This window comes from Acinetobacter higginsii, assembly GCF_000369525.1.
GTDB classification, from domain to species: domain Bacteria; phylum Pseudomonadota; class Gammaproteobacteria; order Pseudomonadales; family Moraxellaceae; genus Acinetobacter; species Acinetobacter higginsii.
On sequence record NZ_KB850072.1, the window covers coordinates 2,478,465 to 2,495,184 of the forward strand.

The window sequence follows — 16,720 nt, forward strand, 5'->3', positions numbered from 1 at the left end:
TATAGAACTTACTTTTTCTGGTCATTGCTGCCAAATAAAGGGCCCATATTACCGCCACCACCACCAAATTGTTTTTGCATATTGCCTAATGATTTCAGCATTTTGCTCATACCCGATGGATTCGCAAATTTCTTCATCATCTTCGCCATTTGTGCTTGTTGCTTGATCAACTTATTGACCTCAGCCACATCCATACCACAGCCAGCTGCAATACGTTTTTTACGGCTTGGATTCATTAAATCAGGATTACGACGCTCTTTGATCGTCATCGACTGAATAATGGCTTCCATACGCTTGACTTGCTTTTCAGGGTTGGCTTTTTCAATCGCGTCCTGAATACCCGCATTGCTCATACCAGGCAACTTGTCCAAGAAGCCCATCATGCCGCCCATTTTGCTCATTTGCTCAAATTGCATCAGCATATCTTCAAAGTTGAAGGTACCGCCTTTCTGCAATTTTTTCGCCATTTTTTCGGCTTTTTCTTTGTCGATTTTGCGTTCAACTTCTTCGACCAAAGAAAGGACGTCACCCATGCCCAAGATACGTTGTGCTACACGATCTGGATGGAATGGCTCAAGTGCATCTAGTTTTTCACCAATCCCCAAGAACTTGATTGGCTTGCCTGTGATGGCGCGAACAGAAAGTGCTGCACCACCGCGTGCATCACCATCCGTTTTAGTCAGGATCACGCCGGTTAAAGCCAAAGCATCATTAAAAGCCTTCGCTGTATTGGCAGCATCCTGACCCGTCATCGCATCGACAACGAATAAGGTCTCGGTTGGTTTGACCGCAGCATGTAATTCTTTGATCTCGTCCATCATGTCTTCATCGACATGCAGACGGCCTGCAGTATCGACAATCAAGACATCAGCAAACTGGATTTTTGCTTGCTCAATGGCACGATTGACAATATCAATTGGCTTTTCAGTTGCTTCTGAAGCAATGAAACCCACACCTACTTCATTGGATACGGTTTCTAACTGCTTGATCGCTGCTGGACGATACACGTCGGCAGAAACGGTCATGACTTTTTTCTTTTGGCGTTCTTTTAGGAAGCGCGCTAATTTTGCCGCAGTTGTAGTTTTACCCGCACCTTGCAAACCTGCAAGCAGGACAACCACAGGTGGTTTTGCACTTAAATCTAGTGTTTCATTGGCCTCACCCATCATCTTGGTGAGTTCATCATAGACAATCTTTACAAATGCCTGACCAGGGGAAAGCTGAGTCATCACCTCTTGACCGAGCGCTTCTTCCTTAACCTTCGCGATAAATTCACGAGTTACAGGTAACGCCACATCGGCTTCAAGAAGTGCCATACGTACTTCACGTAGGGTATCTTTAATATTGTCTTCGGTCAGCTGCCCTGAGCCAGTAACATTTCTTAAACTCTGTGTGAGTCGTTCTGTTAAGGTATCAAACATTGCGAAATCCGCTTAAAATGGCTAGTTGCAAAAAAATCTTTCTTAAAATAGAAAATTTATGCATAAGATGCTATAGGATACTGTAGTTCGAAGCGAATTTATATCTTATATGGTGAATATTATTCATCCTCCTACAAAAGGTTTGACATGATCAGTCTCCCCTTGGTTTACACAATTTTGGCACTCATCGCCTATACCAGTTCATTTTGGTATTTGTTTATTCGATTGATGTCAAAACGTAGTCCAAATCTTTGGTGTTATGGTCTTATGGTTGGACTAGGGTTAGTACTGCATAGTACTGTGCTCTACCAAGACATGATGACACCAATTGGGGTTAATTATGATGTCTTTAACCTGATGTCATTTACTTCAGGACTGATGTTGGCATTGAGTTTGATTTTGAGCCTGATCCGCCCCATCCTCCCATTGAATCTAATCGGTACGCCTGTCGCAGCCTTCGGTTTAATTCTAGGCTTTGCCTTTAGTCAACCGAATCAAATTATTGAACAACATAGCTTAGGCTTAGATTTACATATTATTCTGTCATTATCGGCCTATGCTGTTTTGCTCATGGCAACCATTCATGCAGTATTGCTCTGGTTTCAAGATCGAGAACTGAAAAAGAAGCAAAAACGACGGATCTGGGTGAACTTACTGCCGCCATTTCAAGTCATGGAGTCCCTGTTATTTGATTTGATTATTACTGGATTTGGTCTACTTACTGCCGCATTATTGTTCGGTTTCTTTACCATTGATAACTTCTTTGCTCAGCATCTGGCACATAAAACCGCCTTTAGTATTATTTCATGGTTCTTATATGGCGCTTTGCTCATCGGGCATTACAAATTTGGCTGGCGCGGTCGTAAAGCCATTCGCTTTACCATTACTGGTTTTGTCCTACTCGCCATTGGCTTTATGGGCAGTAAATTCGTTTTAGAAATGATTTTAGGACGCTAGTTTTTACATTTTAATAAAAACTAGACAGCCTATCTGAAAATGCGTATAACGCTGTTTTCGCTTCTTTAGGTAATAAATCGTGAAACTTGTACTCGCCCCAATGGAAGGTCTGACTGATCCGATCATGCGTGACGTGCTCACTCATGTTGGCAGTTTTGATTGGTGCGTGACTGAGTTTATCCGTATTACCGATAGCATCTTGCCTGATCATATCTACGATAATTTTTGTCCTGAACTCAAAAATGACGGCAAAACCGCAGCAGGCACGCCTGTACATGTACAATTCCTTGGCAATAACCCAGAGATGTTAGCAGCCAATGCAGCAAAAGTCGTGCAACTGGGTGCACCTGCGATCGATCTAAATTTTGGTTGTCCAGCGAAAACGGTGAATCGTCATCGTGGTGGTTCTGTTTTACTGGACGAACCTGAAACCGTACATCTGTTGGTGAAAGCCGTTCGTGATGCAGTGCCTGCACACATTCCTGTTTCAGCCAAAATGCGCTTGGGCTATCTTGATGAAAACCATACCTTAGATAATGCCCATGCGATTGAAGATGCAGGTGCGAGCTGGCTCACCGTACATGCACGCACTAAAGCAGATGGTTATACCCCACCTGCCTATTGGGAAAAAATCCAACCGATTACCGAAGCATTGAAAATTAATGTGATTGCCAACGGTGAGATCTGGAACAATGCCGATTCAAAAGCCTGCTTAGAGCAATCGCAATGTCAAGATTTGATGATTGGTCGCGGTGCTGTGACTACACCAGATTTAACACTTTGTATCCGTCAAAATATGGATCAAGCATTGCTGTCTTGGCATGATTTGGTGGAATTACAACTTCGCTTCTTAAACGGTCAATATAAAACTGAAATTGGTATGGTAGGACGCTATAAGCAGTGGCTAGGGATGATGACCAAAGCTTATCCTGAAGCGCAAGCGTTGTGGGGTCATGTTAAGAAAATCAAGCAATTAGATGAGATTATCCAGTTTTTAAAACAAAGCTAAATTTAGAGTTATCCCTATGCAATAAAAAAAGCGGCAAAAAGCCGCTTTGGAAAACGAATTTAGTTGTTACATCCCACTGACTTTCATTTTAAAATCAGTAATGGAAGCTCCTTTAATTCCCCAGTTCCCCATTGAACCATTTTGCAATCCATTAAATGTATTTACGTCCAAATTTGCAGCAGGAATAGTATCCCCCATCTTTACATTATTTAAAGATAAATTAAATTTATCTGATGTACCTGTATTACCAAAGACCACCCCACCTGGAATCGTAGTTGATCCATTTATTGCTTGATTCTCAATTCCTGCATAAAAACCATTCAAAGAAAAACCATTCACATCTTTTCCTGTCATCTGTAAATCAAACTTGGCCCCCGTTGTTCCAGAAACCAAATTAATATTACACCCATCAGGATTTGCTGTTGTTGAACCACAAATTGATTTAAGTGCACCGCCAAACATAATCATATGCCCTTGAGGTGCAGCTCCCAGTTGGATATTCATATTGGGTTTATTATTTGCAATAAACTCAATATCAATATTACTGGTCCTTAATAGTTCTTTAATATTCTGTTTCAGTGTTGTACCAGAACTAAAAATAGATTTTCGTACATAAGATGAACCATTCAATGAAGAAAGTGCATCAATATTAACAGGATCATCTGGTACTAAATATACGGAAAGCGGGCGTATCCGTATCCCGTTTACATTATTACCAAAAGCCACTGCAATATTTGCAAAAGCACCTTTTGTACCCGTTCCTCGATCAGCATCAATAATTGCATTTAATAATTCAGAAGTATTATTCTGTATTGTGCCGTTTGCATTAAAAGTTTGAACAAAATCTATACCAGGGGTGGCTCCACCAGAACTAGCAGCCACCACTAATGCAGCTTTCGGTAAAGCCGTCTCTCCTTTCTTCGCGAAACCATCCCTATCAATAATCGAAATCTGATTAAAATCGACTTTTGAAACTTGTACGCCTATATTTAGACCATTCTGACCTATCGTGCTTGAAAGACTTTGATCATCTAGAGGCTGCATTGCCATCGTCAATGGACTTAACAATAACAGCGATAAGCATCCTATTTTTTTGTTTTTTACCATTGCCCTAATCCATAGACAAATGTTTAAAATATACTCAAAAGACTAGCACATTTTTTTTAATTCACAAGATAAAACCGATAATCTACGATATAAAGCCATGTATGACTCAATCACTTATCATGCATATAATTGAGTCATAACACTTTACTCAAATCTAGCTAAGGAGCAAAACGAATAAATTTATTCTCAACCGTACCACCATTGTTTAAAACAACATAGGCATAGGTCGTCACCGTATTGTCTTGTAAACGGCCCCAAGAATACTCTTTTGCAATTGCATTTTGATTTTGAGATGTTGAACTTAAGGAGGCTGCACAGCCAAAAGCATTTTGAGCTGTTGTCCATTCTTCACCAATCTTAATTTTATCAAATCCTTGTTGTGTTGGTGTACACTCAGAAAAAGGTTGATTATTGTTGGTATAAACTTTTTCTTGCAATTTATCTCCAACAAAAACAAGTTGATGAAAAATTTGATTCGTAGGCGTTCCAACATCACTAGTAGCTAAAAAGTTTTTCCAGCCATAAGTAGACTGTAACTGTTTAACATCCTTTGAAGTAGTGCTTAACATTTGTAAGACTCCTTCACATTGCATTCCAGCTTTGACATCTTCATAAGAAGAATCTAGTTTGAGTGCTTGCCACTTTTCTAGACTTGGGACACAAGCTGATTTTTCATCTTTAAAAATAAATTGCTTGGAAAGGATTTGACTATTCAAGATTGATAATATTGCATGATTTGCTAAGTTATCTAGTTTCCCCCACTCCCGAACTTCTGCGGGAACACCATTGACCACTCGGCTTTGTGTTAAAGTGCCAGCGCATCCTAAAGCTTCTGCAGCTTTATCATATTGATCCCCTACTGTAATCTTATCCCATTTTTCACGCTCAGGAATACATGTATTAATCTCAGGCGTCGCTACTCTGTAAACCTTATCGATTAATTTATTATTCTCATCAAAAATGACGATCAAACTATCTTTGCTAGTTACATTTTGCCATGAATAATAAGTATATATACGATTATTACTCTCTTTAGAGCTGTATTGATAGATTCCCTTACAACCTAGTTTTTTCTCAACATCATTCAAACTCTGATCAAAAGCAAGACTATCACTTAATTCTTTTGTTGGTAAACATGTAGCTGTTTCTGATTTGATTGGAGTATATACCGTATTACTCAACTTCCCTTTATCATAATAAGCAACTATGGTTGGTTTCGTTAGATCTGTACCCCACATTGAGGTGATTTGCTTAATATTAGGATAACTCTCATAGACAGCCCCCTGAAAACCATTACAGTTTAATTTACTGTTGACTTGTTCAACTGAATCATTTGCTGCGAGTTGTTTCCATTGCTCAAAAGTAACCTGACACGGCGAATTTTGTGTAGGTGTTGGCGTCGGAGTAGGTGTTGGTGTTGGCGTCGGAGTAGGTGTTGGTGTTGGCGTCGGAGTAGGTGTTGGCGTCGGAGTGGGTGTTGGCGTCGGAGTAGGTGTTGGCGTCGGACTAGTAGAACTGCCACCCCCACCGCAGCCTGTTAATGCTAACATAGCTGAAACGATCATTGTTTGAGCGATTATTGATTTGTTCACTGAATATATCCTTAACATCAGAATCTAATTAAGTTTAATCATTATTTTTCAGTTTTGATTCTTTTTTTTGTAAAATGTTATCCCGATATGCCACCAATAAAAAATATGCTAAAGCTGAAGTATGCTCCTTTGGTATAATTCGTGGGGTTATTTCATCATTATACAACCAGTATCCATCTGATCTTTGAGTGTCAACTATTCGTTGAATAAATTCAGCAGGAACCATATCTACTCGTCCAATCAATGCAAGTATTGCTGCTCTTTCTATCTGAAGATCGTTTAGCTTTGTTTCAACATCAAACTCTGCTTTTAAACGGTTGATTAATAATGGTAAAGCTTGTTGATAGGGTTGGTTATCAACACAACCTTTGTCTTTGGCGATCACTAATGCCAAAATTTGATGAGTGGTTACATATCCATAATCTAGAGGAGAAATAAGCGGATTTTCATCAAAATGATCACTACACGTTATTGAATAGCCCATCATTAAGAATGATTTTTTTACCTGCCTATTATATTCCTCAGTCTCTAATGGAAATGTATTTAAGCGAAGTGCTAGCTCAGGTTTAAAAGCAATATCTTTAAAAGTTAAAAAATCTAATTTTTCAACTTTTAATTTTTTATCTCGAATAGTCCATAAATAGTATTCAATAAATTCAGGAAAACTATTTGACTGTTCAATATAATGGGGTAAAGGCTTTATTAAAACTGGAGGCTTTCCCATTAAAATAGCAGCTTGCCCAACTAAAAATGCAACATCTGCATATACTTTCCGACCATAAATTGATTTTTCAAACGACTTTATACTCTGATTATAGTCATTTTTATTATTTCCAGCCGATGTGTTCGAACAAAAAAAAATAGAAGTTAAAAAAAATATAAATAACTTACACAACATACGATTACACACCATCTATTGATAATAATCAATTAATAAAGGAAGAGGCTAAATTAATAGCCTCTTCCTTTAATTTTAAACCTAACAGAACTTTAATCCTCCCCAACAGTTAGGTACAACCGCCTGATAATTACTTAAAGGCAAGTCAGACAATCCCATAACTGCAGGTACCCCTTTTACATCAATAATACCAATCGATTTATATAGTGGAGCGCCAAACAAAGCATTCAACGCATCACCCGTATTTAAAGCAATAAAATTTTTACCAATCGGACCAAAAGATCCTGCAGCTGTCGTTGTCTCTTCGCGGTAGTCTAGATTTACACCATCTTGGCTACGCCAACCAGGTTGGCCAATACAAATAAACGAACAATTATTTTTTGCATATAATGGATTACCAGCCGAGTCTGTTTTTTGTTGACTAAAGAAATTATTAATAAATGTTGCCACTTGAGGTAATACATCATCCATAGATACTTTGGTTTGTGGTTCTAAGGCACCAAAATTCAATGGTTCGGAAAATGACATCCACCATCCTCGTTGAGCAATATCATCAGAATTACTACCAGGCCAACGAAGTGCCTCCTTTTGCAACGATAGATAAAACCCCTTATTAAAGTCATAGCCTGTGATTTTACCACTCGCATCTTTTATTGCTTTCGCCACGGGTAAGTTATGCATCCGTTTAAAATCTTGCTGTACCGAGACATTCGCTGCTAAGTTATCAATAAAAGTACACGCTGTATTACTCGCAGCATTACTACTATTTAGACAACCCATTTGGCCAGTAGGAACACCAAAATTACGAAGTGTAGTATTGTATTGTTGTTTCTGCGCAGGTGTTAAACCATCTGAATTCGTAGTTAGCCATGGGTCACTCGTGTCTCGTACTGTCCAAGAACGGCTACCAGATTCCCCCATATAGAAAGTAGCATTATTCACACTCGCAATACTATCATCCATCTGCATATAAATCGGACCATCTGATGCCCCTACAGCAATTCGCCCAACAGGGACATTATCCACTTTTAAATTCAGCTGAGACATACGATTACCAGTCACTACAGTCTGAGGAAAGATAAACTTGATATCTTTTTGAGCAATATTAATCCCCCAACTCGATACACCGCTAGGTGGAGCTTGATAGTTATTACTACTTGGATTCATTTTATCAACAGCGGTATATGCCGTGCGATATCCATAAATAACGCCTAAGGCATTAATATAAACTGGCGCATATATCATTTGGTCTCGAGTTAAACCAAACTTAGCGGCCTGCGTACTGGCTGTGACGTCAACTGGATCTGTTACAATATAGCCACTAAAGGTATTAATCCCACCTTGGTTTAATTGCGAAGCTGGCGTATTAGGTTGATCATTATTGGTACCAGCTGTCATATAGCCTTTAATACCCTCAGCACTTAAACGTACCCCTGTCATTTCTCGAGTAGATGCACTTTGCGGATTTTTAATTGCAAATTCGATAAAAGGATTCCGTAATATTGCACTACTTGCCGCGCGCTCATTTACGCCAGAAGTACCACTATAGTTCCAAATTGGAGTTCCATCTGATGCAACAGAAGTCGGAACTCCTGTTAAAGCCAAGTTTTCAATATCAATATCACAACCATTGGCTCCATTGATTCCACCACAGCCCAACTGTAGTTTTTTAATATTTAGATTGGCTTCTAAATCTGCCTGTAGGCCCATTTTATAAAAGCTAATATTGCCATATTTAGAATTATAATTGCTGTCGATACTACTTCCAGCAGTCGTGCCCATATAAAGCAATGCTTGTCCCGTTGCCTGACGCATTTGTTCATCATCTAGACTATGTAAACTCGAGGCAGCAAAACTCTGAACTGCTAATATGCTTAGAGTCAAAGTACCCAATATTCCATATTTTTTCATTGCTCTATTTCCTTAGCTCATGGGAGTCTTGTGAAGCCGCCATTTCGAGGCGTTATTCCCATACTGGCATCAATACGCCCACCAGTCATTACCATTTCACCTAAACGTTGTCCTGGGGGGCTTAACGTTGGATTAGTTAAATTTGCTGGTGGGTATAAATTAATATCTCTTACTCGTAATACATTTAATGCTTCTCGATCCGGATTAATATTAAAACTATAATTAAACCCAACATTATCCTTATTCACTGCAATAGCATTATTAAACTGGATAAGACCAGAAATATTATCAAAACCAATCATGGAGTCATCGACTGGATCGCTTAACTGAATTGCACCGTCTTTGAGCAAATAACGCCCAACAATAGATAAGCGTGCCTGATTATTGGCATTGATTTCATTATTAGGAACCAAACTAAAATCCATGTCACCGAACATTTTTAGTTTTAATCCATATAAAACATCATCTTTGGTATTAAATGGATTTTTTATACCCGATGATGGTGTACCTGCGGCATTATAACTAGGCAAATACCCCCCAGCAATTTCTGCAGCCATCACCATCAATAAGTCTTTAAGGGATACATTTACATTCCCATTTTCAAAACCCATCGTGCCATAACCACGCAATAGCATATCTATATTGCGCAATCCAATATAATAATTATTATTCGCATCTACCACCATAATAGATGTAGTTTTTGTTCCTTCTGGATTACGCCCTTGCACACTTAAACCAAGTGCCAAACCTAAACGATCAACCCCATTCACAGTCGACTTCGTTACAGTGTTATTGGTATTATCCAAACCATAAACTGAACCTGAATATTTGGTTGCATACACAGCAATATTACTATTTAGATTATAATATGGTAAACCCAATCCCCAAGTATTGTCCTTTCCAGCATCGACATCAATTGCATTTCCAGTTGAAACACCACTGCTTGAAGTAAAACGACCACGTTTTGAAACGGCTTGGAAATCACCTCCACGAATTGCAACCACTAAACTATTTGGAGTAGTATTACTTGCAATTTGTTGCTTATAGTCTACAGCTGTAGTTAAAGTACCACTTGCCCCACCCAAACGCGCACTATTCAACACACTATTTTGCGGTAAAAGCAAATGACGCGTATTTGCCAGTCCTAAGTAGACATTGCCACTATCAAAATAAGCACGTTCATTCGAGTTAGAAATGAGTGGACTTAACTTACTGAACTCAAAGCCGAATGTATTTGTACCTGCACCACCAATTTCTAAAGTAGTCGCCTTACCACCTGTCCCAAGCATTCCATCGCCATCACTGGTAAACTCACCATGTAAACGAACCCCAATTCCTGTAGAACCCAATATAGATCCATCTGTACCTGTAGACGTTGATGGATCACCATTATCAGTACTGGTTGCATAACCTAGAATATTATTTGTTTGTCCGCTCGCATTGACGCCACGAATCTGCAAATAACTATTGACCATCCGTCCACTCGCCCCAACACGAATAAGCCCTTTCGCAGCATCTGCCTCATTTGCTCCAATGGCCAAAGTATAAACAGGGTTTGTAGAGTCAACATAAGCCCTTTTTTTAGTCATTAGTTCAATATTCAAACCAGAACTGGTTGCAATCACTTGATTATAAGTTAGTGAAGCTTGATTTGTATCTAGCTCTCGATAGGTTGCATTAGCACTCTGAGCTGCATTCATATTGGGTATTGGTACCCGAGTAAAATCAATATAGCCATGTGTCGCATCTGGCGACTGCTGTATCGTCGCAGGAAGAACAGTACCGCCTGCACTGTCTTTGACACTATTGGTTTGCAACATTAAACCTTTTGTAGGGTCAACATAAATTACTCCCTTACCATCGAAATTAAAATTAAAGTTTTTTAAAATCAACTGATTGTAATAATTACTCGCAGCAGCACCGTCATTCAATCCAAAGTACATATTTAGGTTGCGTAAGTTAAGGCCCAAACTTGCTTGAGAATTTGGGTCAAATAAACCATTTTTAGTTTGAAAACGAATATTCTGTGGCGAGTCTGTTTGCAATGCGACATTACCAATAAGATTATCACACGTTCCTGCTGTTTGATTACAGACCTGAAAGCCTTTAACTGAAATCGTAGAAGGTAATGACTCTATTTCAAAATCCAAACCCGCAGTTGCTTTTCCATTATTGACCGTAGTACCTGACTGAATCTTATAATTTGTACCAAGTTGGTAGTTTCCACCTTTATAATTCGTATTTTTACGAACTTGCACACCATTGGCTGTTGCTCTTAAATCCTTCTCACCGGTTGGTGTCCCTGCTTTGTCTTGCCAATAAAGCTGATCAAAATCCATTTGCTTATATTCAGTCTGCAAATATAGCCCATCCTGAGCATTCACTAAACTTAGATCGCTATCTTGCAATTCTTGTAAAGCATATACGCTCTGAGTCAATAAAATACTACTTGCCAATACTGTTAAAACAAAATGACGTGTAGATGTTGGCTTCCTTTTCATCTCAATGCTTCCTTATTTTTATTTTAACAACGAGGGTGTGTACCACCAGCGCAACTAAACATTTTAATTGAACCTGTCATCGATAAATTGGCATTCATGTTGACACCTAAAAAGCCCTTTTCACGCCCTACACTTGTAGCCTCGGTATAGTTAGGATTATTAGCATCAAAAGCACCATCACTCGCTGTATATTGCCCCTTATTTAAGTAACCACGAGTTGAAGTATTCGAACCTGTTGGAGTTGGTGTTGCATCCGCATTTGCATCCGCATCGTTTTCAATTGCGAGTGACTGAAACCCAAGATTTCGCACTTGAATGGGAACTTTAGGATCAAAACTAAACATTAAAGCGGCTTTTGTTACACTGCCATAAGAGACATCCACCCCATCTATTCCTAATTTTGGAATATTGACAGTGCCTTGAATCCCTTTAAAAGTAATCCATTGCTTTTTCCCTGCATTGGTACCAAGTGGATTACCGGATACATCTACAGAACGGTTATTCAATGCAATTGCTAAACGACAAAACTCTAATGCATCCTTTCGGCACAGAGAAGTGTCAAACTGAGGTGTACGCGCAGGGTCATACATGGCTAACAAGGTTGTGCTTGGAGCTGCTCCCGTGATCTTATTTTGGTTTAAGTTAAAGGCTAAATTGAGATCTGCTCCAGCTTGTCCCGTCATCGTTTGTAATTCAGCATCTGTTAAATCACTTAATTCTGCAAAACTTGGGTTAGCAAGTAATAGTGCACATAAAGCAAATAATGAGTGATATCCTTTCATCCTACTTGCTCCTTAATTAATACCAGTCGTGGTCAGTTTTAAATGCTGAATCAATAAACCATCAATTACTGCTGAACCCATATTATTTGCAACTGTCTGCGCTGAACTTAAACTACTTGGAAATGTTGTTGGAACATTGGTTTGGCGACCTACAATTTGAGAGTTGGTATTTTGAGTAAAATTCGTTTTAGACGTCTGTGTCCAATTTTGCCAAGCACCTGTTCCCGATGGATTCCAATTGCCAGATGCACAATTACTGCTTGCACAACGTCGTCGTTGAAGAGTTTGTATATAGTCAATCTGGTTTTCGCTGGTTAAATTGGTTGCATCTTGCAATTCACCAAATGAAATACCAAATGCGTCTACGCCATTGTATGCCGAAAGTAAGTTTTTCGTTGCATCATAATTCGTAGAGCCAATGGTAATACTACTATGTGTAGCACCGCTGGTTTGATAGTTAACACCACCTAATGAAATATTATTTGGATTGCCACTATTTGCTCCACTACAACGATAAATATTACAGGTTGAACCCAAATAGCTCACACCTGAATCTGGTATTGTTGCGCCATTTAAGCCATTATCAAAATCATAGCGTGTATAAATTTTACTATAAACGTCTACATCATTTGGTATACGTGTTACCTCAATACTAAAGTTTCCACCTTTGGCATCAAAAATCACAGGCTGATACAATGTCCCCAGAACAATATTGGCATTTAAACCATATATAAATAAACCTTTACTACTATCAAAACTTGGAGCACTACCTCCAAGTGCAGGGGTATTGGTTACATAATCATTACCTGCCGCATTGAGCACAGTCTCAGCATTGATTCTGAGCATACTTTTTTTCGCACTGTCTGGAAGTTTCCAGCTATTCGTACTACTCGCTTTTGCTGTTACAACACGAAACCCTTCTTGTGTCACGCATTGACCAGGATTATTTGAACTAGTTGTACTTGATTGCCCTGTATTCCCTGCTGCTGCACCACAAATTGCTTTGATTGACCAAGCAGAAGAACCATCAGATTGCTTATAAATACGGTAATTTTCCCAAATCCGATTAGCTCCTGTCCCCCTGACTAAACGTGGACTGGCATCATCAACTGTGGCATTTCCTTGACTGTTGCCCAGTGGAACATAAGATTTAATAACTAAATTATCTGCTGGATTTGCAACATTGATTACACTTGGATTATTTGTGCCAGGTGTTGTTAAGCTTACCGGACCATTCCACATCACCGTACCGACAGGAACATTACCCGTTCCATCCGAAATAACAACCTTATTTGTTCCGCCAATAGAGCTAAAATTACCCGCTTTTAATTGCGCTAATTCTGTTGCAGTAAAGGCATTGGCCTTAAATCCAATCGAACTAGCATCATAGGTTTGCCAAGTTCTTGTTGTAGTTGTATCGACTATTGCACGGTAATCCGAACCTTGTGTTGGCATTGAATTTAGGCGTAACGTTGCGGCCATCCCCAAAGTATTATTATATGCCTTACTTAAACCAGCTTGGGCTGTTGTATTTCCACCAATAACACCATCTAAAGTTCGAAACATTTTAAAATTCGAACCGTTTACACTAAAACCATCCCACACCATATTAAAACGCAACTGGTTACTTAAACCATTATAAGCATCTGCAATCTTTGTGCCCTCAGCAATATTGGCATCACGCATAAATGCATCACCCCACAAGCTAAGTCTCAAGTTATACGCTGACTTTTCAGCATCAGTCAAAGCATTAATATCATTATAATTATTTGCAGAAGTTAAGGTTTTATACAAAGGTGCTTCAAAATTAAAGTAGGTTACATCACGACCTGTCGCGGTATCATTAAACTGTTGAACTTTGTCGGTGTTAGTTTGAAAAATCCAAGGGTTGTTTGCAGTTCCCCAACTATTAATTGGACGACCAAAACTCATATCCCAATTAGCTGAAGTTCTTCCAGCTCCCCATGCAACATTTGATTGTGACAAATTTAAACCATATAAAAAGATATCCGCCTTTCTAATAACAGCACCATTTGCGTCATACACTTCGCCATCGGTTGTATTGTAAGTATAGTTTGGTGTGTAAGTATAATTTCCAGGAGTTCCTGTTCTTTTATTTCCTTGCAATGGACCAATTGGAATCAAACGCAGATAACCTGTATCCTTCACATCATCTGCGCCATTCATACGCATAGAAAAACCTTCTGGTAGGAATGCAATCCCCTCACCTGTTGTTTCACTTAAAGCATCATCAGAAATTTCTTGTAGTGCAAAAATAGATTGACTTACACATAAGCTAATAAAACTTGCTAAAACAGTTCTTTTAAACAAAACCGTAGAAGTTGATCTAGTCATCTTGACCTTCCTATTACCCGATGCTCCGCATCATCATTCTTTTTCTAACATCCTTTAGAGTGAATCCCTACAAACTATAAGGAAAATCGTATTCACGCTTCACTCATGGGCAGACAATATGCCTACATAATCTCATTCTTCATTATGCTGATAATTTACACAAAAGCAAAATAATTTAGGTAAACGGCGTATTTTCCGATGAGTGAAAGAAAAGATGAACGCACTTAAACTTTTCCATACTAATGATTTTTATCTGCTTATTAATTTCCTATAAAGTAAAATTTCAGCATCTGTCAAATCCAGATGATTGTTGCAAAATGTAATTACCAGATTGAACTCTAGTTAAGCTACGATTGACACTACTATGTGCAAAACCCTGCCTCAACACTTCTCAGATAAAATCAGGTGCTAAATTCGCAACTAAAACCGCCACCCAATGCCAAACTGCAATCGAGGTTGCTGATCCTTGTCGCTTTTCGCAGCTGAAGTATTTCGCCATGCGAGTGTCGCATTATAATCAAAGTCTTGATAGCCACCGCCAAAACCAATCCCTGTACTTGCCAAATTGCGAGTATTTCTATCACTAAGATATGGATTTTTGTTTTGCTGCATTCGTCCAACATCTTGGAATAAATAAGTATTTAGCCATGGTGTTAGTTGATAATAAAAATTAATCGATGCCCCCCAACCTTGATCTCCAAGTCCTTCTGCTGCTGGATAAGCACGCATTTGGTTCAAGGAAAATTTCTCGGCGGAATCGAGGTTCTTAGATGCAAGTTGTCCATATAACTCATTGGTCAACCATGAAGATGCCGTTAATCTTTGCTGTCTGGAAAGCTTAAGTTCATATTTATTGAAACTCCCTTGGGTCTTTGCAGATAAGCGATCTATATTTAAGGCTGATGGGCTTTGTATGTTCAGATTGCCAATCGTCGTGATCAACTCAAATTGATTAATACCACCTTTGGCATCTCCAATTCCCCAATCATCCATTCGGCTAAAATTGAGTGAGATCCGACTCGCCTCTATCTGTTTGGATGTCTCTGTATTCGTGGCCGCAATTTCATCAAATAACTTTCTTTTTTCAGCCAGCAGCTTCAAATTCAAATTCGTCTTTTGACTTCGGATCAATGGATAAATGAGGTTTACATTATAGTTTTCAGAAGTTCCTGTAGCATCTAATTGCTTAAATTGTTCACCCAGTTCATATTCAGTTCTACTATAACCACCGCCCAGCCATAGACCCGTTCCTGTTACAGGAAACCGAGCATTTAAACTACCTGAAACCAAGTCTTGATTGCTTCCGAGTAATTGAGCAGATAGCTTCTCTCCATATCCCAATAAACTATTACTTTCGAGATAGCTTGAAAGTCGATATTTGCCTGTATAACTACTTCCAGAATTATCAATACCAATTCGTCCAAGCCAAGTTGGCTGTCCTAGAATATCCAAAACAAGATCAGTTTGCCCAGTCTGTTCGCCTGCCTGTAGGTTTGCCTGAATTTGCCCTACACCTGCTAGGTCTGAAATAAGTAGCAAGGTCTGATTACTTTGCTGTTGTTGTAACGCCTGATGATGAGGAATTTGATCAGTAAAGCGCTTAATGGTTGTATCTTTGATTTTAGACTGGTTATTTAAAAGAACTTGACCGAGTTGTCCTTCGAGTACTCGGATCACCAATATTCCATTTTCTAATTTTTGTTTGGGGAGATAGGCTTTCGCCAAAAAGTAACCCTGTTTTTTATAGTATTGGGTGATTCGTTCTGCGCTAAGCTGTAAATCAGCCAGTACATTATTTTTATTTTCCAGTGGTTTGACTAAATCATGTAAAACTGCTGTAGCAATTTGTTGATTCCCTTCTATCTGGACTTTTGTGACCCAAATGGGTGTTTGATCTTGACTGTAATTTTGCTGCGATGAATCAGCACCAAAGTACTGTTGGTCTATTTTGGGTGTTTCTTTGAATTGTTCAGGACCTAATTGCTTCGTAATAGTACCACTATCAGGAATCACAACGTCTGCACGGACAATAGAAGAACCAGCAACCAAAATGCTAATCCCTCCCATTATTTGAAGGAGTGTTCTATTGCGCATCCCTACTTGTTTATATATATAAAATTTCATTATTTCTCTAAATTTAATCAATATCTTATTGCTTAAGACCAGAAGCTTCAGCCTCTGGTCTTA

The 16,720-nt window shown here is 38.9% G+C and carries 11 protein-coding genes; 2 read left to right on the top strand and 9 right to left on the bottom strand.

The features are described 5' to 3' along the window. Positions 1–8: 8 nt before the first annotated feature. On the bottom strand, positions 9–1,421 hold the full coding sequence (gene ffh, locus F902_RS17815) for a signal recognition particle protein (protein ID WP_005205566.1): 1,413 nt from the start codon (positions 1,419–1,421) through the stop codon (positions 9–11). A gap of 147 nt (positions 1,422–1,568) precedes the next feature. Between ffh and F902_RS17820 the strand changes: the two genes are divergently transcribed. Continuing rightward, positions 1,569–2,378: a cytochrome C assembly family protein gene (locus F902_RS17820; protein WP_005205568.1), complete on the top strand. Its 810-nt coding sequence runs from the start codon at positions 1,569–1,571 to the stop codon at positions 2,376–2,378. 79 nt (positions 2,379–2,457) lie between these two features. Beyond that, positions 2,458–3,387, top strand: a complete 930-nt coding sequence (locus F902_RS17825; RefSeq protein WP_005205569.1) for a tRNA dihydrouridine synthase — start codon at positions 2,458–2,460, stop codon at positions 3,385–3,387. A 66-nt stretch (positions 3,388–3,453) separates the two neighbouring features. On the opposite strand, the gene F902_RS17830 is transcribed toward F902_RS17825, so the two are convergent. The 8 genes from F902_RS17830 to F902_RS17865 all read right to left on the bottom strand — a co-directional run bounded on the left by F902_RS17830 (position 3,454) and on the right by F902_RS17865 (position 16,657). Then, positions 3,454–4,494, bottom strand: coding sequence for a hypothetical protein (locus F902_RS17830; protein ID WP_005205571.1), 1,041 nt, complete (start codon positions 4,492–4,494; stop codon positions 3,454–3,456). A 158-nt stretch (positions 4,495–4,652) separates the two neighbouring features. Next, complete coding sequence (locus F902_RS17835) at positions 4,653–6,086, bottom strand: hypothetical protein (RefSeq protein WP_005205573.1); 1,434 nt, start codon at positions 6,084–6,086, stop codon at positions 4,653–4,655. A 34-nt stretch (positions 6,087–6,120) separates the two neighbouring features. Further along, a complete protein-coding gene (locus F902_RS17840) occupies positions 6,121–6,984 on the bottom strand; it encodes a hypothetical protein (protein WP_017402059.1) in 864 nt (287 codons plus the stop codon). An 81-nt stretch (positions 6,985–7,065) separates the two neighbouring features. Continuing rightward, entirely contained in the window at positions 7,066–8,895 is a 1,830-nt protein-coding gene (locus tag F902_RS17845; RefSeq protein WP_005205576.1) for a hypothetical protein, read from the bottom strand. Between the two features lie 17 nt (positions 8,896–8,912). Beyond that, on the bottom strand, positions 8,913–11,396 hold the full coding sequence (locus F902_RS17850) for a hypothetical protein (RefSeq protein WP_005205578.1): 2,484 nt from the start codon (positions 11,394–11,396) through the stop codon (positions 8,913–8,915). Positions 11,397–11,419: 23 nt separating this feature from the next. Further along, positions 11,420–12,178, bottom strand: a complete 759-nt coding sequence (locus tag F902_RS17855) for a DUF6160 family protein (protein ID WP_005205580.1) — start codon at positions 12,176–12,178, stop codon at positions 11,420–11,422. 12 nt (positions 12,179–12,190) lie between these two features. Then, entirely contained in the window at positions 12,191–14,533 is a 2,343-nt protein-coding gene (locus tag F902_RS17860) for a hypothetical protein (RefSeq protein WP_005205582.1), read from the bottom strand. A gap of 420 nt (positions 14,534–14,953) precedes the next feature. Further along, positions 14,954–16,657 carry a ShlB/FhaC/HecB family hemolysin secretion/activation protein gene (locus F902_RS17865; RefSeq protein WP_005205585.1) on the bottom strand — a complete coding sequence of 568 codons (1,704 nt, stop codon included), beginning with the start codon at positions 16,655–16,657 and terminating at the stop codon, positions 14,954–14,956. Positions 16,658–16,720 lie beyond the last annotated feature (63 nt).

What these genes read in the sequence shown, in the direction of transcription:
- F902_RS17830 (WP_005205571.1), bottom strand. Translation starts at nt 4,494, where the DNA reads ATGGTAAAAAACAAAAAAATAGGATGCTTATCGCTGTTATTGTTAAGT.
- F902_RS17850 (WP_005205578.1), bottom strand. Translation starts at nt 11,396, where the DNA reads ATGAAAAGGAAGCCAACATCTACACGTCATTTTGTTTTAACAGTATTG.
- F902_RS17845 (WP_005205576.1), bottom strand. Translation starts at nt 8,895, where the DNA reads ATGAAAAAATATGGAATATTGGGTACTTTGACTCTAAGCATATTAGCA.
- F902_RS17860 (WP_005205582.1), bottom strand. Translation starts at nt 14,533, where the DNA reads ATGACTAGATCAACTTCTACGGTTTTGTTTAAAAGAACTGTTTTAGCA.
- ffh (WP_005205566.1), bottom strand. Translation starts at nt 1,421, where the DNA reads ATGTTTGATACCTTAACAGAACGACTCACACAGAGTTTAAGAAATGTT.
- F902_RS17855 (WP_005205580.1), bottom strand. Translation starts at nt 12,178, where the DNA reads ATGAAAGGATATCACTCATTATTTGCTTTATGTGCACTATTACTTGCT.
- F902_RS17820 (WP_005205568.1), top strand. Translation starts at nt 1,569, where the DNA reads ATGATCAGTCTCCCCTTGGTTTACACAATTTTGGCACTCATCGCCTAT.
- F902_RS17840 (WP_017402059.1), bottom strand. Translation starts at nt 6,984, where the DNA reads ATGTTGTGTAAGTTATTTATATTTTTTTTAACTTCTATTTTTTTTTGT.
- F902_RS17865 (WP_005205585.1), bottom strand. Translation starts at nt 16,657, where the DNA reads ATGAAATTTTATATATATAAACAAGTAGGGATGCGCAATAGAACACTC.